The following is a 17,322-nucleotide window of genomic DNA, read 5'->3' as shown; positions in this document are numbered from 1 at the left end:
GGAATGAACCAGAACTACAATACATCCATCACGGAGATAAATACATGATGAACAAATTACTTCATAAGGCGTTGGTCCCCACCTCCTACGGACTCTTGCTTGCAGTGATCTGGATTCCTATCGGCATTTTAATCTACATGAACTATCTAGCAGGCGTCATTACTATGAAATACATCTTGTATTTTTTACTCGGGTTGCCCCTCATTGCCATTTTGATCGGATTAATCTGGTTTCGAAAGAACTCGGGGTATTCTATTTTTTCTGTTTCATTTTTGGTACTGACCCTGTTGATTACGGTGCTTATTCCTATTATTTTCGAATAATACCAAGGCATCTCATAGACTCTGGAGCGCCGATGCTCCAGGGTCTTTTTTTATGGCAGCAGTAAGTTTATCTTAAGGTCCTCTTAACGTAGATTTAACATTGGCAACCGTATAATGGTGGGGAGGTGGTAGAAGAGATGCGTCTGCTAATAATCGAAGATGATCGTGAATTATCCTATGTCATGAAAGCCGGGCTTGAAAAAAGCGGGTTTCATGTCGATGTTGCCAACCAAGGGCTTGAAGGTGAAGATAAAGGGTTTGCCAACCGGTATGATGCTATTTTGCTTGATTTGAATTTGCCTGACAAAGACGGGATGGAGATCCTTTCCTTTCTACGTGAACAGCATATCGACACGCCAATCGTTATAGTTACGGCACGGGATGAAGTCGTTCAGAGGGCACTGGGATTAAACACGGGGGCCGATGATTATATCATCAAGCCTTTTGATTTTGTCGAGCTTGAAGCCCGCATTCAAGCCGTCATCCGCCGCTATTATGGGCGAACGAAGAATGAGATTGATATCGGCCGCATTCGAGTCTGTCCCCGTACACGGAAGGCCTACATAGATGGAATGGAGATCGCATTGTCCGCCAAGGAATTTGATATATTGGAGTATTTGGCTAGCCGAAGCCCGGATATCGTATCCAGCGAGGATATTGCGGAGCATGTGTACGATGAGTTTTTTGACCCGTTCTCGTCAGTGCTAAGGGTGCATATTGCGAATTTGCGCAAGAAATTAACGCTGCAAGGTGGACAGGGGCTACTGGTCACTATAAAAGGGAACGGGTATCAGTTATGCGGATAACCTCGATGAAAGTCAGCCGAGTTCTTCTGTATTATTCCCTTACGGTGACGGCTTGCCTGATTCTTGCATTCATTTTATTCATTAGCTCCATTACGGTCCCCGAGTCCAATCTGCCCACATATTTATTTATGATGAACATGAACAAAGTGACAATGCTCATACAAAACGGGGATTTTGGCGGCATGTCCTTCCTCGATCTGAAGCCGTCCATCATCAACAAGAGAAACCTGGAGGATTATTATGTGGGAGCGCTGCTTCAGCATATTCCTATCTTGATTCTATGTCTTGTAGGCATACTCGTAACAGGGACCTGGGTATTGTCCAAAATTCTGAAGGTCCAGCATGAGAAACAGGCCTTCCTATTAGCCAAGCAACTAAGCAGCATGGACGAGGAACATATCATCATGGAGCAGCATCCTGCCATTGTTAAAGCATATCAGGAGATTAAGAGTAAATTCGAAGCGTACACCCTGGATTACGTCCGGCTTAGCGCTTACGTGACGCATGAGCAGAAGAATATTCTTTCCTTGCTCCGAGCCAAATTGCAGCTTTCAGACCATGGGGAGCTGACGGAAGAGGTGGATAAGGTTACGGATAGTCTAGACGATATTTTGACATTGAGTGCCTCCAAAGAAATTACGACCATGGAATTAGTCGATACAGCACTTCTGTGCGCTAATGTATGTGACGAATATCGGAGGCTGCACCCGAACATCCATTTTGATTTTGATGACGATGCCAACAACACCATAATCGGGCGGGAGCTCTGGATAAGCCGGGCTGTCACCAATCTGGTGTCCAATGCAGTGAAGTATGGCGGGAACAGTGAAATCCATGTGTCGGTATGCAACAGGAAGGGAAGCTTGATTATATCGGTCTCCGATGGAGGAGAAGGCATTGACGAAGCGGAGCAGGAGAAGCTGTTCGATTACCAGTATCGGGTCGGCAAACTCAAGAAAGACGGCTACGGCATCGGGCTGAGTCTGGTACGCCATGTGTGCGAGCTCTGCGACGGATTGTGCTGGGTAGAGAATAGAGGCGCTAGGGGCACTACATTCTATATGATTTTTCCGGAGGCCTTAACATTAGATTAACATGGCATTCATTAGAATGGGATTGTCCAGGGTGGCAGTGAACCGCTTCGCTGCATCTTAGGCCAATAACAAAAGGGAGGATAACCATGTACATCTTTCAACATGCCATGAAAAACATCGGCCGAAACAAAGGACGAAACCTGCTGATGGGAATCATCGTCCTGGTCATCATCGTTGCGACCGTCATTTCGCTGATTATCAACAACACGTCAGGCAGGATCATTGACGACTATAAAACGCAGTTTGGCTCCAAAGTCAGCTTGGCTCCCGATCTGGAACAAATGTACAGCAAGGGAGCGGATTATGAAAAAGTCACGTCGGAGCAATATTTGGAGTTTGCCAATTCAGCATATTTGCGCCAGAGCACCTTCTCTGCCATTGTGCCGAGTGTCAGTAATACCGTCAAAGCGGTGGACCAGGATAAGGATCTAAAAGGCGGAAATATCAAGCTTCAAGGGCCGGGGGGAGCGTCCAAAGGCAATCCTACGATGAAACTTGTCGGAAATTCTAACCTGGAAACCCTTGCCGAATTCGCGGACGGACAGAGATCCATCACGGAAGGCGAAATCTATAAGGAGCCCAATGAAAGTATCGTAAGCAAGGAGTTTGCAGAGCTGAACGATATCTCGGTCGGGGATACGATTGAGGTGAATAGCGTGATGGGCGAAGGCAATCCATATACATTGACCGTTACCGGAATCTATCTGGACTCTACTGCAGAATACGGGGACATGCCCATGGAGATGAGTTTTATGAACCGCCGCAACGAAATTTTGACGAGTTTTGATACGGTGATGGGGGATGATCCATCGTCAGCAAGTGCAGTCAACATTCAGGCTACTTATTACATGAAAAGTCCGGATCTATTGCCTGATTTCGAAAAGGAGCTGCGTGACAAAGGGCTTCCTGGTTCCTATACGGTAAGCACCGATGAGGAGAGTTATGCCAAGGTTGTTGGCCCGGTCGAAGCGATGAAGGGAATCTTCTTAACATTTATGATTGTTGTGATTATTCTGGGATCGATTATCCTTGCGCTGTTGTCTTCCATCACGATCAGGGAGCGGAAATATGAGATCGGGGTTCTACGGGCGATGGGGATGAAAAAAGGCAAAGTCGCTGCAGGACTCATAAGCGAGGCACTTATGATCACGGCCGTCTGCCTTGTTGTCGGGCTGGTCATTGGAAGTGCGCTGTCGCAGCCTACGGCCAACACCATTCTGCAGAATCAGATCGAAGCAGCGGAACAGGCAAAATCCGCAAGCGGACCCGGTAAATTTCTGATGGTCGGGGGACAGAGCAATATGAGTAACGTTACAGCCCCGCCGATCAGCCAAATCGATGTCGGGCTGGGGATGGATACCCTTTTACAAATTGCACTTATAGCGCTGCTGTTAGCAGCGGTCTCCAGCATGATGAGCATCAGCCGAATTACGAAATACGAACCCATCAAAATTTTGATGGAACGGAACTAGGGGGCGCATGAAATATGAGTGTATTGGCCTTGCAAAATGTATCGTATCGCTATGAAGGTGCAAAGCAGCTTGTACTGAAAAACGTCAATGTGGCGTTTGAGAGCAGTAAAGTATATACCATTGTAGGAAAATCCGGCTCTGGCAAATCCACCTTGCTGTCTCTCCTGTCTGGCCTGGACGTATGTGCGAACGGGGAGATTTTGTATAAAGGAGATAGTCTGAAGTCGCTCGACCGCGACTATTATCGAGCGAAGAGCATCGGCGTTATTTTTCAAAGCTTTAATCTGCTCACTACGGCGACGGCCGTCGAGAACATTGTGCTGTCCATGAATATAAGCGGCAGTAAGGAAAAGGACAAAAAGGCGTTTGCCTATTCGCTTCTGGAAAAAGTGGGGATCAACCGGGATACGGCAGATCGTCGAATATTGAAGCTGTCGGGGGGAGAGCAGCAGCGCGTTGGGATTGCACGAGCCTTGTCGCACAATCCGGATGTTCTCATTGCCGATGAGCCGACCGGGAATTTGGATCGGGATACGGAAGCCGAAGTGTTGAATATTCTAATGTCCCTTGCACGTGATCATGGTAAATGCGTCATTATCGTTACCCATTCCAAAAAAGTCACATCGGTAGCAGACGAGGTGTGGGGGCTCTCGGAAGGGAAACTACTCTATATCAAATCTTAATTAAGCTTATATAGAAAGGCTGAACATATCATGAACAAAAAGAAAATACATGTCCTCAGCATCGTTCTGTACGTTCTTGCCGGATTGTCAACGCTGTATGCGGCTTGGGCAGCGGTGGAGTCGCACGGTTACATTTCCAGCATGATGGAACAGAATCAGATCAGTGTAAGCGGAAGCGAGTATGATATTGTCAACTTTTATATGGCGAACAGTGCACAGTATGTGTTGTTTGCCGTGATCCTGGGAACTCTCGGTTGGATGCTGCAGCGGAATGCTTCAGGTCCAGCAAGCCATGTTACCTTCGCACGGCAGCAGGCGGGCTCTACTTCCTCCAATGATCGGTCCGTTGAATCGGACGGGGAAGATTTTGAAGAGTGGTTCCGGAATAATCAGAATTAGTAGAAGTGTGGAAATTGAGAAGTACAGGACCAAGGATGGATCCTGGGTCAATCGTGAGTAAATGGAACCAAAAAGAACCTCCCCAATGGGAGGTTCTTTTTGGTTCCTTCCCGAGCACAAATCATCTATTATAGAGAGAAGGAAAATTCTTCTATTTGGAATTGAGGCGATATTCTTGTTTGGGCGTGCAAGAGATTGACGGGTCATGGAAGACTCACATGAGGAGGAGCTATGGATGGCCAAATTATCAGGTCACGGGCAAGTCGTGGAGTATCTTCAACAACTTGAGCATCCACTAAAGGCTGAAATTGAGGAAGTAAGAAGCTTCATATTAAGCGTCGATGATCAAATAACCGAGCAGATCAAATGGAATGCACCCAGCTTCTGCGTTCAGGGGGAAGACCGGATCACATTGAATTTACAAGGGAAGGGCTTCTTTCGCATCATTTTTCATTGTGGGGCAAAAGTTCAAACGCATGACATCAAGGGAGCCCTGCCTGAGGATACGCTATTGGAATGGGCTTCTAATGATCGGGCAATCGTGAAAATATTGAATTTAAACGATCTGGAGGAGAAGAAAGAACAATTAAGAGAAGTTATCGTTCGATGGATTGAAGCAACGAGTAAGGAGTAGACGGGGAGTAACATGGTTGTCGTTTTAGCGCTATAAGATGCTTGTAAATGGAGAGTGACTTAGTTGAACAAAGTGATCGATTATTATAATGCCTTCGATGAATGGGGGCGTTTGGATAGGGAGCCCATTGAATTTATCGTCAATCTGCATCATATCTTGAGTATGCTGCCTGAGAAAGGTCACGTGCTGGATAACGGAGCGGGACCTGGGAAGTATTCGATGGAATTAGCGAAGAACGGTTACGATGTGACCTTAACAGATCTTACGCCAAGATTAGTCGAGATTGCGGCTGCTAAAGCTGAGGAACTCAAGTTAACCGGCCAGTTCAAAGGATTTCACCGTGCCAATGCCAACGATCTTAGCCTATTTCAAGATGAGCTGTTTGACGCCGCACTGATGATGGGACCGCTATACCATTTACAGACAGAACAAGATCGGTCTACGGCCGTCCGGGAATTGTATCGCGTTACACAAGCGGGTGGCTGCGTCTTTGTGGCATTCATGACCCGAATTCGGCATCTGATGACATCCTTATCATTTCCGGAACATTGGAAACCGAATGATACGATCAGCAGCATTAAGGAATTTGTTAGGACCGGGATATTCAATCATAGTGATGAAGGACGATTTACCGGTGCGTATTATTTCAACTTGGAGGATATCAAGCCGTTCATGGAATCGAATGGCTTCAAGACGATTAAATTGATAGGCTCGTCAAGTATAGCAGGCTCCTTCAAGGCAGAGCAGTTCGATTATTGGCGGTCCCGTGGGGAAGAGGAATTCCAGGAAGTAATGAAATTGATCTACCAGGAAGCGGAGAACCCCAGCATTTTGGGAGTCTCATCTCATTTATTGTATATTGGGCAGAAACGATAAGAGATTATAAATACGAGTGGTTTGGGGTACTTTATACTTTTTTTGAGTAATAGTCGAATGATTCAGGGGGATAGACATGATCGTTCAAGAAGTTGATGACCTGGGTGCAATAGACATAGCCGAGCTCTTGACTGAAAGCAAGAGAGAAGGGTTCAGGAATATCCATAGGCTTGTGAATGATTATAATGAGGGCAGCAATAGGTTTCAGCATGAAGATGAAGCCTTGTTTGAATGTCGAGTTGGTCATAGGGTCATCGGCATTTGCGGGTTGAATCGTGATCCGTATTCCGACGGAAGCATAGGCAGGATCCGCAGATTGTATGTGTTAAAGGAATTTCGGCATTATGGTGCCGGGAGAAGGCTGGTCGAAGCGGTAATTCAGAAGGCGAGCAGTCATTACAGTAAACTCGTGTTAAGAACGGACAACCCCAAAGCGGCTGATTTTTATAAGAAGCTGGGTTTTAAAGAAGTGAAGGGTGATGTACGGATCACGCATGAACTTGGGTTGGGATGTAATCACGGCTGCCATGCATCGATCCTATAGAGTAAAAAAAAGACCGCCGTGAAGGCAGCCTTCCTACCCCTCGTAGGCTTGCTGTAATGTCTGCATATCGATTTTTGATTTCGTCTGGAGTAAAGCCTTCATGACGCGTTCGGATTTTGCCGGATCGGAGTCAGTTATCATTTCGCTTAAGTTAGCAAGGACGATCTGCCACGATACACCGAACTTGTCCTTCAGCCAACCGCATACTTGGGCTTTCTCGTCGCCGCCCTCAGACAGCTTCTCCCAATAATAGTCCAATTCTTCTTGGGTTTCGCAATGCACAATAAATGAAATGGCTTCATTGAAGGTAAAATGCGGACCGCCATTTAGGGCAACAAAATGTTGGCCTTCCAGCAGGAATTCCACAGTCATTATCGCACCTTCGGCAAATGTATGGTTGTCATTTTTTTCTGCACCGTAGCGCGTAATACGCTCGATCTGTGAATTTTTAAAAATAGAGACGTAATGCTGGGCGGCTTCCTCGGCTTGGTGATCAAACCACAGGTTTGGCGAAATCTTTTGGACTCTATTCATCATAATCCCAACTCCTTCATCACAGGTAATAGAATGTAATGCAATCGTACCATATCCTTCTTAACACGATTTCTTTCCAATTGCGATATATTCCTGGAATTATAGTACGAAGATAACTTTTTAGGATAACGGAGGGTTAAAACAATGAGTGGAAGTCAATTCATCATTACGGGAACCTCAAGGGGAATCGGCGAGCAACTGGCTTATATGCTCCTAGAGAAGGGCCATGAAGTGCATGGAATCGCGAGAGGAACGTCCGAGAGATTGAGCAGCTATCCAAAATACAGACACTATGTATATAATCTGAGCGATACGTTGGGGCTGGAGGAGCTTGTGGATAGGGTGTTTGACGAGATGGATCCCGTTCACGCGGATAGGATCTGCCTTATCAATAATACGTCCATGCTTGAACCACTGAAAGCCATTGAACAATGTGATGCAAGAGATATACATATGAATGTGCAAATCAGTCTGGTTTCCCCCATGATTCTGACATCCGGCTTCATCAAGAAAACGGAGGGGTTGTCCATTCGGAAGAAAATCATCAACATCTCTTCAGGCTCTGGCATATACCCAGCACCTACGATGAGTGTCTATTGTTCGGTCAAGGCCGGAATCAATATGTTTACGCAAAGTGTAGGGAGCGAGCAAAGGAACAGGCCAAACCCGGTAGAGATCATTGCGGTTAATCCAGGTATGGTAGATACGGATATGCAAAGAATGGCCAGAGGGAAAAATGAGCAGGAGTTTGAAATGGCCAAAGCCTTCGCCCATGCGTATGAGTCAGGGCAGCTTCTATCTACAGAGGAAATCGGGGCGCATCTGTTACGTATCATCGACAAGGATTTTGCAACCGGAAGTGTTGTGAATTATGACGAAATCTAAGCGACCTGTGAAAGCTGAAGTATATCTTATCTATCGGAGGCTGTTATCATGTTGATGCCAACACATATCGTCGCTGTCGGCGGCATAGTTGAGAATGAACGCGATGAGATTCTATTGGTGAAGGGGCGCAGCGGCTGGGTTTTTCCAGGTGGGCAGGTGGAAGCCGGAGAGAATCTGATGGAGGCGTTGATAAGAGAAATCAAAGAGGAGAGCGGCATGGATACCATCGTTTCCCACCTGATCGGAGTCTATTCCAATACATCAACCTATCCGGGACACAGCGGAGTTGCCGTGGTTCCAACGAAAGTGATGATGGATTTTGCGTGTAAGCCTACGGGCGGCGAGCTGGGGATCTCGGACGAAACGACGGACAGTCGTTGGATCCCTAAGGATGAAGTGCTTCAATTGATTACGGCCCCGGCCATTCGTACGCGATTTCAGGCTTATTTGGATTTTAATCGAGAGGTCGTCTATATGGAATATATGACGAAGCCGGAGTTTGAAATTAAGTTGAGACGGAATATCTAAGAACTACGAAATGGTCTGATAATGGATTGAAAGGAATATTCGCATGGAAGAAGTCATTGTCACCCCGTACAATCCGGACTGGAAGAATGAGTTTGAACGGGAACAAAATAAAATTAGGTTGGCTCTGAAGGGACTCGACGTACACATCGAACATATCGGGAGTACGGCAATTAAGGGTTTAGGATCGAAACCGACCATTGATATGATGGCTGGTGTTTTGAGTTTAACGTTAGTAAATGAAAATGAACAATACATAGAGAATCTGGCCAGAATCGGGTATGAATATGTGTTTAAACCGGAGTTCCCGGAGCGGCTTTTCTTTCGAAGAGGCCAATGGCGGGCGGGGACACATCATCTTCATGTTTACAAGTATCAAGGCCAACAGTGGAACGACCAGATTTTGTTCAGAGAGTATTTAAAGAACCATCCGGACACACGGGATCAGTATTATTCCTTAAAAAAAGTTCTGGAAAGCCAGTTTAAACATGACCGCGTGGCCTATACCAGCGGCAAGGCTGATTTCATTCGTGAAGTGATCCGGAAGGCAAGGCAGGATACAGATTTAGTCGAGGAACTTGATGCGGAAAGGAATTAAAGATGATGTCCGAATATTACTGGGATTCCACAATCGAATACCTGAGGAATACAAGAGGGTTATATTATAACAATGATTATCTGGAGTTTCTTGTTAAGAATGTCTGGAAAATGAATACTCCCATTAACATTGTGGATTACGGTTGTGGTTATGGGTATCTAGGATTAAAGCTTCTCCCGTTATTACCCGAAGGTTCAACCTATACAGGGATAGATAAAGGCAAGGATTTGATTAAGGAAGCAAGAGAAGTGTTTGATAAGCTGCCCTATTCTACTGAATTCATTCAAGGAGATCTTGAGGATATGTTTGTGGAACGTCAGTATGACGTTGCGATCTGCCATGCATTTTTATTACATATGGCAAGCCCTCGGGAGATTCTTCAGAAAATGATGAATAGTGTACTGGACGGCGGACGAGTCATTTGTTTTGAGCCTCATTGGATTGCTAATACGGCTAATTATGGCTTCGATGGAATCCAGCAGTCTGAAGTCGTCCGTCTAGGCATATTACAGAAATTGTATGAAGCGAGTGCCAAAGATAGCGGGAAAGACGGAAATATCGGCATGAGGCTCCCTATTCTTCTAAGTCAGCTGGGATTACGGAATGTGGAATGCCGAGTCAGTGATAAAGTGAATTTTTTAGATCAGAATATGGATGCTGCTGAGAAGGTTCGGCTTTTTCAGTCCTTGAAGGAAGAAGGCATTGGGCAGGAACTGGAAGATCCGGTTAAGGTAGTGGAGCAGATGGTACAGAGAGGTTTATCAGTGGAAGAAGCCCAAGCCCAATATGCCGCTGAACTCAAGTTGTTCCAGGTGTTTAATAGCGACTCGTGGTTGACTTATGCACCGAATATGAAGATCTCTTATGGAACGGTTGGTCGAGAATAAACTTGCTTAAGGAGCCCTATGAAAATTGGATTGGTAAGACATTTTAAAGTTATACATATATTGGATAGGAAATGGATGAGTTCCGATCAGTTCAATGCTTGGGTGGAAGCTTACAACAACGCTGAAATTGAACAATCCGACCTGGACTATGATTATTCGGAGTGGAATGTCTGCATATCCAGTGATTTGCTAAGGGCCATTCAGACGGCAGAAACGATATATCCAGGCCCTATCATCACAACGAATCGTTTAAGAGAGATTGAGGTTCAATCGATTCATTCTTTGGGAAATCTAAAGCTTCATTACCACATGTGGTTGGTGATGGGGCGCTTGGCTTGGTATCTGTCTCACCGCTCGCAAGCGGAGCGGCGAAGCGAGACACGGAAGCGAGCTGGGCATATCATTGATTGGATCGAAACGAAAAAGAATAGGACTACAACGATCTTCTCCAATAATAGATAGCCAACTGGGTTCTGTCTCGAAGCTCCAATTTATCCAGTATGATCGAGAGGGTATTGCGCACGGTTCCTTCGCTGATAAACAATTGCTCGGCAATTTCTCGATTCGAGCAGCCTAAGGCAACCAGCTCGAGAATATCGTTTTCCCGCGGGGTAAGGTCGGCACGATTCTCTTTTTCGGGCAGCATCAAGGTCTTCAGCACATTGGCATCCACAACGGAAGTACCGGAAGCCAAAGCACGCAGCTGTTGTGCCATACTGGAGACCTGCGTTGATTTCAGCATGTACCCCTCGGCTCCGGCTAGCAGCGCCAGGCGGATACTATGCTCATCTTGAAATGTGGTCAGCATCATAATCTGCACCTGGGGCCATTTTTGCTTGATTTGCCTCGCCGCTTGGATTCCGTCCATACCAGGCATCCGAATATCCATGAGGACGATGTCCGGCAGGACCTCTTCACAGCATTGAATGGCTGCAGCGCCGTCATTCGCAGTGGCCGTTACTTCCATATCCGGTTCTCTGGATAGAAGCAGCCGGAGACTCTGACATACCAATGGATCGTCATCCACAATGAGAATGTTCATCGAATGCCCCCCTTTCCCATAGGTAATACGCAGACCAATTGAAAGCCGCCGGATGTATTGATGGAGATGCTCCCGCCTGCCGCCTGGGCTCTTTGCCTTAGGTTGCGGAGTCCGGTTCCAGGCAGCGAGGAGGAATCCAAAACGCCGTCATTTTGGACGCTTAACCGCACGATATGTTCATTGACGTCCAACGATACTTCAACGTGTTTGGCTTTGGAATGACGCACCGCATTGGTCAAGGCTTCCTTGAGACTAGCATTCAGGATGACCCACAGATGGGCGGCTATACGAGATGTATCTCCATAAATTTGCAGCTGGACAGGCATCGCTTTGAAATTACGGCAGATCCCCTCCAGGCTCCGAATGCCGGTCGCTTGGACAGGCTGCATATTATGGACCGTTTCCCGCAGCTCCAGGGCGCTGCTCGACAAACGCATCTGGGCTTGGGCAAACATATCTTCCGCTTGCGGGTCATTCTCCCTCCATAATGTTTCAAAAGCTTGAAAGGCTAACAACGCGGCTGTTAATTCATGGCCAACCTCATCGTGCAGCTTCTGGGAGATTCGATGACGCTCTCTGAGCTCTGCAAGCTGAGCCGTTTGCACATTGGCCATAAGCAGCTCACCCTTCAATATTTCCAGTTCGTAGCGATCGCGACGCTCCTGATCTGCCTCCAATCGATACTGATGGGTTTGTTTGGACCAACATAAAACGATCCATCCCGCAAATGAAGCTTGAACGAGCATGAGAAGAAGCGGGAGGTCCGGATCGACATAGCAGATGACAAGCACTGCCAGGATGGGCAGGGAAAATAGCGGTGTACCGGCAAGCATGGTTTCAAATAGCGGCAGAGCCAGTCCGAAGCCGGCCTCCGGCCAGAATGGAATGATGGATATGCATAGAAGCTGGTCGACCAGTGTTGTCCATGAAGGAAGGGGAAACCGCCATCGGGCTAACGCCAGGATCGCTAAGGCGAAGACCAGGATGAATCCTTCGGTCCCGGCATCTCCCATAAACCAAAGAGCGGCCAGAAGCAGCAGGGCAAGTATTCTCCAAATCACGACGGCTATGCTCGGGGACCACGAATCGGTATAGCTTCTCATGAAAACCTCCCATGGCATACGTTCTCTTTTCCCCATATCGTAACATATTTTTCAAGCCAGTTTCTTTCGGCTGCCAATCAGCATAAAAGCGATCGCAAACAACAGCAGGATCCCGAGCGGAGTGAGCTGTTCCGCGAACAAGCCTCCGTTCTTAGCAAGCATGATTCCCTCATGGAACCAATAGGTAGGGGATACCATGGCGATTTTCTGCAGGGATGCAGGCATAGCCTGAATGGGAAATAAGGTTCCTCCGAGCACCGCCATGATCAAGATGATTCCCAGCATAACGGCTGTAGAAGATTCAGGCTGGCGGAACATGGAAGACCAAGCGAGAGAGAAGCTAATCGCGGTGACCGAGAACATACTCAAAATGCTGAAGAGTTGAATCAGACTGCCAAAAACATCGGCATGCATCAACCAGGCGCTGCACGTGATCACGGCACTTTGTCCTACAAGCAGCAGAGCGAAAGCGAGCAGATTCTGCGATAAATACTTGAAGTGGGTCACAGGTGCAACGCCGATTCGGGTCAGAATTTTATTCTTCCGATCCTCCATGATCATATGAACGAGTTTGGAGGCAGCGAATAACAGCAGGATTCCGTAGAAGTGATACCCTAGCGGTAAGCCATGCCAACCGCCCACCGGGAGGACAACGACGGCTGCGGGAAGGCCTAACAGCAAGATAAGATTGGGCAAGCTGCGGACGCTCCGAATGAGCGCGAAGTTAAATATCGTCAAGCGAGCTTCCTCCTCCCAAGCCATGCGCTGATCATCATGCATATCACGGTTAAGGCTAACAGCAATAAGATGCTAAGGTACGCTTTCCCTTGCCCGCCATCGATAAACATCTCTAGGATGGCCATCTTTCCGAGGGATACCGGATTCCCATAAGACGACATGAACTCAAAGAAACGATGATCTGGAAGAGGAAACATGAGTCCGGTCAAGATGATGAAGCCGATTCCGAGGACTTCAGATACTCTTTCAGCCAATTTTACGTTATGGATGGATAATGTCAGCAGCAGATGTACGGACTGTGCAAATAAGGAATAAATAATAAATACCAGCAATACCCAGCCAAGCGATCCCCACGCGATCCCGAACACCCAAGTTGTGAATAGCACCAAGACCAATCCTTGCAAAGTACTGAAGAGTGTGCAGGCAAGAATAAGAGAGCTTGAATAAACCGCTACGTTAATAGGGAGCGAATAGATTCTCCATTTGCGGGTTTTAAGTAAATCGATATCCAAATAACTCATCAAATACGTGCCGCCAAAAAACTGAACGCCCATAATGGTCGTAACGACCGTCAAGTCCAGCGGAGGAACACCCTTCATGCCTTCATAGGGTCCAATAACGACACCCAGCACGGTAATGACGACCAGCGGCAGGCCCACAAGAAGCAGCTGCCCGATGGGTTCTCGTATCAGGCGAAGCAAGGAGAAGTACGTCATTCTGAACACAAGCATGTTAAGTTCCCTCCGTGTCACGTAGTTGCTTACCGGTAAGCGTAAGGAATACGTCTTCAAGCGTAGGTTTCTCCGCATGGATGGATAGGACGCCGCCCGCGCTTTTGGCCAACGACAGGATACGATCCAGATTTCCTGCACCTGCCCGTGATATGATCTGAATTTGCGTTCCATTCAAAACCACGTGCTTGACTCCATCCAGTTGTTTGATGTTATCGATCAGATCCTCCGTCAACTCCACGACTTCCAGCTTGATCTTCTCTTCATGGTGGATGTTCTTTACCAACTCATCAATCGTCCCCTGCGCGATGACGTGGCCTTGATCCATAATCACGACGCGAGATGCGAGGGACTGCACCTCTTCCATGTAATGGGTGGTATAGAGAATGGTCGTCCCCCTTTTTTGCAGTTCGCGTACCGATTCCAGGATGTGATTTCTGGATTGGGGGTCGATTCCAACCGTAGGTTCGTCCATGATCAGGAGCCTGGGCCTGTGAATAATAGAGCAGGCGATATTCAGTCTCCGCTTCATTCCCCCGGAGAATTTGGAAGGGCGTTTATGGGCTTGATCCGTTAATCCGACGAATTGGAGCGTTTCCGTGATTTGCCTTCTCAATTCTGCACCTCTTAACCCATATATTCCGCCAAAAAAGGCGAGATTCTCTTGGGCGGTTAAATCCTCAAAAACGGTGATATCCTGCGTGACCAGTCCAATTTTCCGTTTGACCTCCAGCATAGGGCCGCTTAGCCGTTCACCAAACAGCTCGATGCTACCGGAATCGATGCCGATTAAGCCGGATAACGCATGGATCAATGTGGTTTTACCTGCACCATTCGGACCAAGAAGACCGAGTATTTCGCCTTGCCTGATTTCTAAATGGACATGGTCCAGGACAAGCTGATGCCCATAGCGCTTAATGATATGGTTCATGGTAGCGATTGTCATCCGAATCCTCCTTAGCTTGAGTGTTTAGCTTTATTATGGCAACCGGGAGAAAGCGTTCATAGTTACAATTGTAATGAAATCGGCAGGGAACCGCATGTTGAAATATGATGCCGGATACGTTACCATCATGGAATTAGTACATGTTGAATCGGCCAATAAAGGAGTCGTATCTGCGATGACCAAGGTACTTGTAGTAGATGATGAGATCAGTATCTCAAGTGCAGTTGCCTATGCGCTGCGGAGGGAAGGACATACGGTGGAGACGGCAGGGGATGGGCAGGAAGCGCTGGAGCGTGTGGAATCGTTTGATCCCGACGTGATGGTGCTCGATGTCATGATGCCGAAGCTTAGCGGGTACGATGTCTGTCGCAAGCTCGGGGACCGGCAGCGCCCGGCCATTCTGCTGTTGACGGTGAAGGACGATATTGTGGATAAGGTGCTCGGGCTGGAGCTTGGTGCCGATGATTATATGACAAAGCCCTTTGACATGCGGGAGATCATCGCCAGGGTAAAGGCATTGTCCCGAAGAAGCCGTACTCCCGAGGCTGCCGGGAACCAAGCCCCCGAACAGCATGTCATCCGGATCTCCGGGCTTACCATTAATCTGTTAAATCGCACCATTCACGCCGAAGGCAAGCCCCTTGAGCTTACGCCGAAGGAGTTTGACCTGATGGCTCTCCTGGCACGGAATCCGGAGCGGGTATATTCGCGAGAGGCTTTGCTAGAACAGGTATGGGATATGGATTTTGCCGGCGGTACGCGTACGGTAGATATTCACGTCCAGCGATTGCGCAAGAAGCTGGGGAACCAGCATGAAGTGATCCAGACCGTTTATGGGATTGGATATAAAAGCACGGAGATTCCCTCATGAACAAGGGAAAGGTGCGTTTCGGCTTAAAGTGGAAAGTCGCGCTGCTTCTCGCTTTGCTGCTGATCGCCGTTGTGGTTGTTCTAAGCACGTTGGTTCTTGCCGGGATACGGGAGGATCAGCGGGTGCGTCTGGAGCAATCCTTCGCACAGAAGGCCGAAGCAGCCAATCTTAGAATTCATCAGGAATTACTGACGAATCCTGAGATGAAGCCGGATGAATTTATGGAAAATGTCGGTCAACGGCTGGCCGTCGATCTTGGAACCCAGAGCGGCATGCCGGTGACGCTATATAAGCTGGATGGTACATTCACGGGGACTTCCCTTCCTTTCCAGCCGAAGATGGATGTACAAGACGCGCTTGCACATACGGCGCAAGGACGTTCCGCCTATATAACCGAGGGTGACCAGCTGCTCTATCTTGCTCCGCTTCGGCATATGGAGGAGCCGATCGGAACGATTCAATTCCACGCCTCCCTGGCTGAGCAGCACGCTTTCTATGACAGGATCCAGAACTTGTTTATCGTGACGGGCCTTGCGGTGCTGGCCGCCGGCTTCCTGATCGGGTTTCTGTATGTTTGGCGGCAGGTGCATGTCATCGGCAGGCTGAACCAGGCTGCGCAGAGGATCGGTGAAGGCGTCTACCTTAGCGAGCCGACGGTGAAGCGAAACGATGAGCTCGGCGAGCTAGCGCAAGGCATATATGAAATGAGCGGGCGAATTTCCTCATCGGTGAGCCAGCTCACGGAGGAGAAGCAGAAGCTGCTGGATGCCATCGAAAGACTGCAAGAGCTGGAACAGCAGCAGAAGCAGTTTATCGGGAATATCAGCCATGAGTTGAAAACGCCGCTGACCTCCATATTGGCTTATGCGGATCTGCTTGAAATGTATCGCGATGATCCCGCCCTGCTGGAGGAAGCCAGAGGACAGATCGGCAAGGAAGCACAGCGTCTATACCGCCTGGTAGAAAAGGCGCTTCAGTTATCGTCCATGGATATTTATGAATTCGAAACCCATGCGGAACACGTAGATCTCATGCCGATTCTGGAAGAGGCGGCAGCCCGGTTAGAGGTCAAGGCAGAGCAATCGGACATTACGATTCGATCATCTTTAACGGATGGTAAGGTGTGGGCTGATCCGGAGAATCTGATGCATATGGTACTGAATCTGCTGGATAACGGAATTAAATACAATAAGCCCGGAGGGACGGTTACGCTCTCGAATGAAGTGAAGCAGGATCCTAATGGCCAAGATCGTATGATCATTAAGGTAAGCGATACCGGTATCGGAATTCCGGATGATGCCAGAGAACGGATCTTTGATCCGTTTTATACGGTGAGCAGCGACCGTTCCAGGGTTCACGGAGGAACGGGACTAGGGTTATCCCTGGTACGCAATCTGGCAGAGAAACAGCACGGCTCCGTTCAGCTTGCGGAATCGGGTCCCGGCGGTTCTACGTTTGTGATTGCCCTGCCGATGAATCGGCCACAATCCTCAGAGGTTATTTCGACAGAAGAAAGTTCAGACTTGGAATAAGGTCTGGACTTTCTTTTTTTTCAAGGGTACCTGTTTGTTTACAAGTTCGTTACAAGCTCGATATCGTATCGAGATATTCACATTCTATACTGAGTTCAA

General features: G+C 47.8%; 22 protein-coding genes. 16 read left to right on the top strand and 6 right to left on the bottom strand.

Translation table 11 applies throughout. The features are described from left to right. Window positions 1-44: 44 nt before the first annotated feature. The 9 genes from BJP58_RS09865 (at window position 45) to BJP58_RS09825 (ending at window position 6,831) form a co-directional block, all read left to right on the top strand. The gene (locus BJP58_RS09865) at window positions 45-323 is read left to right on the top strand and encodes a hypothetical protein (protein ID WP_071219849.1); all 279 of its coding nucleotides are present in this window, start codon (window positions 45-47) and stop codon (window positions 321-323) included. Between the two features lie 137 nt (window positions 324-460). After that, the gene (locus BJP58_RS09860) at window positions 461-1,129 is read left to right on the top strand and encodes a response regulator transcription factor (protein ID WP_194543771.1); all 669 of its coding nucleotides are present in this window, start codon (window positions 461-463) and stop codon (window positions 1,127-1,129) included. Between the two features lie 5 nt (window positions 1,130-1,134). Further along, complete coding sequence (locus BJP58_RS09855) at window positions 1,135-2,223, top strand: sensor histidine kinase (protein WP_194543770.1); 1,089 nt, start codon at window positions 1,135-1,137, stop codon at window positions 2,221-2,223. 86 nt (window positions 2,224-2,309) lie between these two features. After that, window positions 2,310-3,695, top strand: coding sequence for an ABC transporter permease (locus BJP58_RS09850; RefSeq protein WP_194543769.1), 1,386 nt, complete (start codon window positions 2,310-2,312; stop codon window positions 3,693-3,695). Between the two features lie 14 nt (window positions 3,696-3,709). Further along, entirely contained in the window at window positions 3,710-4,378 is a 669-nt protein-coding gene (locus tag BJP58_RS09845; protein ID WP_194543768.1) for an ATP-binding cassette domain-containing protein, read from the top strand. A gap of 30 nt (window positions 4,379-4,408) precedes the next feature. Then, the gene (locus BJP58_RS09840; protein ID WP_194543767.1) at window positions 4,409-4,777 is read left to right on the top strand and encodes a hypothetical protein; all 369 of its coding nucleotides are present in this window, start codon (window positions 4,409-4,411) and stop codon (window positions 4,775-4,777) included. 235 nt (window positions 4,778-5,012) lie between these two features. Next, a complete protein-coding gene (locus BJP58_RS09835) occupies window positions 5,013-5,411 on the top strand; it encodes a DUF1801 domain-containing protein (protein ID WP_194543766.1) in 399 nt (132 codons plus the stop codon). Window positions 5,412-5,474: 63 nt separating this feature from the next. Then, entirely contained in the window at window positions 5,475-6,287 is an 813-nt protein-coding gene (locus tag BJP58_RS09830) for a class I SAM-dependent methyltransferase (protein ID WP_194543765.1), read from the top strand. A 76-nt stretch (window positions 6,288-6,363) separates the two neighbouring features. Then, window positions 6,364-6,831 (top strand): GNAT family N-acetyltransferase, encoded by a 468-nt coding sequence (locus BJP58_RS09825; RefSeq protein WP_194543764.1) that lies wholly within the window; start codon window positions 6,364-6,366, stop codon window positions 6,829-6,831. Between the two features lie 33 nt (window positions 6,832-6,864). Here BJP58_RS09825 and BJP58_RS09820 read toward each other — a convergent pair whose 3' ends face one another. Further along, window positions 6,865-7,368 carry a VOC family protein gene (locus BJP58_RS09820; protein ID WP_194543763.1) on the bottom strand — a complete coding sequence of 168 codons (504 nt, stop codon included), beginning with the start codon at window positions 7,366-7,368 and terminating at the stop codon, window positions 6,865-6,867. Window positions 7,369-7,509: 141 nt separating this feature from the next. On the opposite strand from BJP58_RS09820, the gene BJP58_RS09815 reads away from it, so the two are divergent. The 5 genes from BJP58_RS09815 to BJP58_RS09795 all read left to right on the top strand — a co-directional run bounded on the left by BJP58_RS09815 (window position 7,510) and on the right by BJP58_RS09795 (window position 10,722). Continuing rightward, on the top strand, window positions 7,510-8,250 hold the full coding sequence (locus BJP58_RS09815; RefSeq protein ID WP_194543762.1) for an SDR family NAD(P)-dependent oxidoreductase: 741 nt from the start codon (window positions 7,510-7,512) through the stop codon (window positions 8,248-8,250). Window positions 8,251-8,298: 48 nt separating this feature from the next. After that, on the top strand, window positions 8,299-8,778 hold the full coding sequence (locus BJP58_RS09810) for an NUDIX hydrolase (protein WP_194543761.1): 480 nt from the start codon (window positions 8,299-8,301) through the stop codon (window positions 8,776-8,778). A gap of 43 nt (window positions 8,779-8,821) precedes the next feature. Next, window positions 8,822-9,373: a GrpB family protein gene (locus BJP58_RS09805; protein ID WP_194543760.1), complete on the top strand. Its 552-nt coding sequence runs from the start codon at window positions 8,822-8,824 to the stop codon at window positions 9,371-9,373. A 5-nt stretch (window positions 9,374-9,378) separates the two neighbouring features. Beyond that, a complete protein-coding gene (locus BJP58_RS09800; protein WP_194544894.1) occupies window positions 9,379-10,260 on the top strand; it encodes a class I SAM-dependent methyltransferase in 882 nt (293 codons plus the stop codon). Between the two features lie 75 nt (window positions 10,261-10,335). Continuing rightward, the gene (locus tag BJP58_RS09795) at window positions 10,336-10,722 is read left to right on the top strand and encodes a histidine phosphatase family protein (protein ID WP_194543759.1); all 387 of its coding nucleotides are present in this window, start codon (window positions 10,336-10,338) and stop codon (window positions 10,720-10,722) included. Here BJP58_RS09795 and BJP58_RS09790 read toward each other — a convergent pair. Genes BJP58_RS09790 through BJP58_RS09770 form a run of 5 tightly spaced genes read right to left on the bottom strand, consistent with a single transcriptional unit; the run spans window position 10,694 to window position 14,820 of the window. After that, entirely contained in the window at window positions 10,694-11,302 is a 609-nt protein-coding gene (locus BJP58_RS09790) for a response regulator transcription factor (RefSeq protein ID WP_071219863.1), read from the bottom strand. The genes BJP58_RS09795 and BJP58_RS09790 overlap by 29 nt on opposite strands. Next, window positions 11,299-12,405, bottom strand: a complete 1,107-nt coding sequence (locus BJP58_RS09785; RefSeq protein WP_194543758.1) for a sensor histidine kinase — start codon at window positions 12,403-12,405, stop codon at window positions 11,299-11,301. Before BJP58_RS09785 ends, BJP58_RS09790 begins: the two co-directional genes overlap by 4 nt. A 51-nt stretch (window positions 12,406-12,456) precedes the next feature. Next, window positions 12,457-13,143 carry an ABC transporter permease gene (locus BJP58_RS09780; RefSeq protein ID WP_194543757.1) on the bottom strand — a complete coding sequence of 229 codons (687 nt, stop codon included), beginning with the start codon at window positions 13,141-13,143 and terminating at the stop codon, window positions 12,457-12,459. After that, window positions 13,140-13,874: an ABC transporter permease gene (locus BJP58_RS09775; RefSeq protein ID WP_194543756.1), complete on the bottom strand. Its 735-nt coding sequence runs from the start codon at window positions 13,872-13,874 to the stop codon at window positions 13,140-13,142. The genes BJP58_RS09780 and BJP58_RS09775 overlap by 4 nt, the downstream gene beginning before the upstream one ends. Before the next feature lies 1 nt (window position 13,875). Next, the gene (locus BJP58_RS09770) at window positions 13,876-14,820 is read right to left on the bottom strand and encodes an ABC transporter ATP-binding protein (RefSeq protein ID WP_194543755.1); all 945 of its coding nucleotides are present in this window, start codon (window positions 14,818-14,820) and stop codon (window positions 13,876-13,878) included. Window positions 14,821-14,995: 175 nt separating this feature from the next. Here BJP58_RS09770 and BJP58_RS09765 point away from each other — a divergent pair, with 175 nt between their 5' ends. Both BJP58_RS09765 and BJP58_RS09760 read left to right on the top strand, forming a co-directional pair. After that, window positions 14,996-15,691 (top strand): response regulator transcription factor, encoded by a 696-nt coding sequence (locus BJP58_RS09765; RefSeq protein WP_194544893.1) that lies wholly within the window; start codon window positions 14,996-14,998, stop codon window positions 15,689-15,691. Next, on the top strand, window positions 15,688-17,223 hold the full coding sequence (locus BJP58_RS09760) for a sensor histidine kinase (RefSeq protein WP_194543754.1): 1,536 nt from the start codon (window positions 15,688-15,690) through the stop codon (window positions 17,221-17,223). Before BJP58_RS09765 ends, BJP58_RS09760 begins: the two co-directional genes overlap by 4 nt. Window positions 17,224-17,322: the final 99 nt, after the last annotated feature.

The organism is Paenibacillus sp. JZ16, from assembly GCF_015326965.1.
GTDB lineage: Bacteria > Bacillota > Bacilli > Paenibacillales > Paenibacillaceae > Paenibacillus_AQ.
This window is presented reverse-complemented; position numbering and strand designations above follow the sequence as displayed.

Excerpts from the sequence above, each read along its gene's own strand:
- BJP58_RS09790 (WP_071219863.1), bottom strand. The coding sequence starts at position 11,302 with ATGAACATTCTCATTGTGGATGACGATCCATTGGTATGTCAGAGTCTC.
- BJP58_RS09855 (WP_194543770.1), top strand. The coding sequence starts at position 1,135 with ATGAAAGTCAGCCGAGTTCTTCTGTATTATTCCCTTACGGTGACGGCT.
- BJP58_RS09760 (WP_194543754.1), top strand. The coding sequence starts at position 15,688 with ATGAACAAGGGAAAGGTGCGTTTCGGCTTAAAGTGGAAAGTCGCGCTG.
- BJP58_RS09775 (WP_194543756.1), bottom strand. The coding sequence starts at position 13,874 with ATGCTTGTGTTCAGAATGACGTACTTCTCCTTGCTTCGCCTGATACGA.
- BJP58_RS09825 (WP_194543764.1), top strand. The coding sequence starts at position 6,364 with ATGATCGTTCAAGAAGTTGATGACCTGGGTGCAATAGACATAGCCGAG.
- BJP58_RS09845 (WP_194543768.1), top strand. The coding sequence starts at position 3,710 with ATGAGTGTATTGGCCTTGCAAAATGTATCGTATCGCTATGAAGGTGCA.
- BJP58_RS09835 (WP_194543766.1), top strand. The coding sequence starts at position 5,013 with ATGGCCAAATTATCAGGTCACGGGCAAGTCGTGGAGTATCTTCAACAA.
- BJP58_RS09820 (WP_194543763.1), bottom strand. The coding sequence starts at position 7,368 with ATGATGAATAGAGTCCAAAAGATTTCGCCAAACCTGTGGTTTGATCAC.
- BJP58_RS09865 (WP_071219849.1), top strand. The coding sequence starts at position 45 with ATGATGAACAAATTACTTCATAAGGCGTTGGTCCCCACCTCCTACGGA.
- BJP58_RS09860 (WP_194543771.1), top strand. The coding sequence starts at position 461 with ATGCGTCTGCTAATAATCGAAGATGATCGTGAATTATCCTATGTCATG.
- BJP58_RS09785 (WP_194543758.1), bottom strand. The coding sequence starts at position 12,405 with ATGAGAAGCTATACCGATTCGTGGTCCCCGAGCATAGCCGTCGTGATT.
- BJP58_RS09850 (WP_194543769.1), top strand. The coding sequence starts at position 2,310 with ATGTACATCTTTCAACATGCCATGAAAAACATCGGCCGAAACAAAGGA.
- BJP58_RS09800 (WP_194544894.1), top strand. The coding sequence starts at position 9,379 with ATGTCCGAATATTACTGGGATTCCACAATCGAATACCTGAGGAATACA.
- BJP58_RS09815 (WP_194543762.1), top strand. The coding sequence starts at position 7,510 with ATGAGTGGAAGTCAATTCATCATTACGGGAACCTCAAGGGGAATCGGC.
- BJP58_RS09840 (WP_194543767.1), top strand. The coding sequence starts at position 4,409 with ATGAACAAAAAGAAAATACATGTCCTCAGCATCGTTCTGTACGTTCTT.
- BJP58_RS09795 (WP_194543759.1), top strand. The coding sequence starts at position 10,336 with ATGAGTTCCGATCAGTTCAATGCTTGGGTGGAAGCTTACAACAACGCT.
- BJP58_RS09770 (WP_194543755.1), bottom strand. The coding sequence starts at position 14,820 with ATGACAATCGCTACCATGAACCATATCATTAAGCGCTATGGGCATCAG.
- BJP58_RS09805 (WP_194543760.1), top strand. The coding sequence starts at position 8,822 with ATGGAAGAAGTCATTGTCACCCCGTACAATCCGGACTGGAAGAATGAG.
- BJP58_RS09765 (WP_194544893.1), top strand. The coding sequence starts at position 14,996 with ATGACCAAGGTACTTGTAGTAGATGATGAGATCAGTATCTCAAGTGCA.
- BJP58_RS09810 (WP_194543761.1), top strand. The coding sequence starts at position 8,299 with ATGTTGATGCCAACACATATCGTCGCTGTCGGCGGCATAGTTGAGAAT.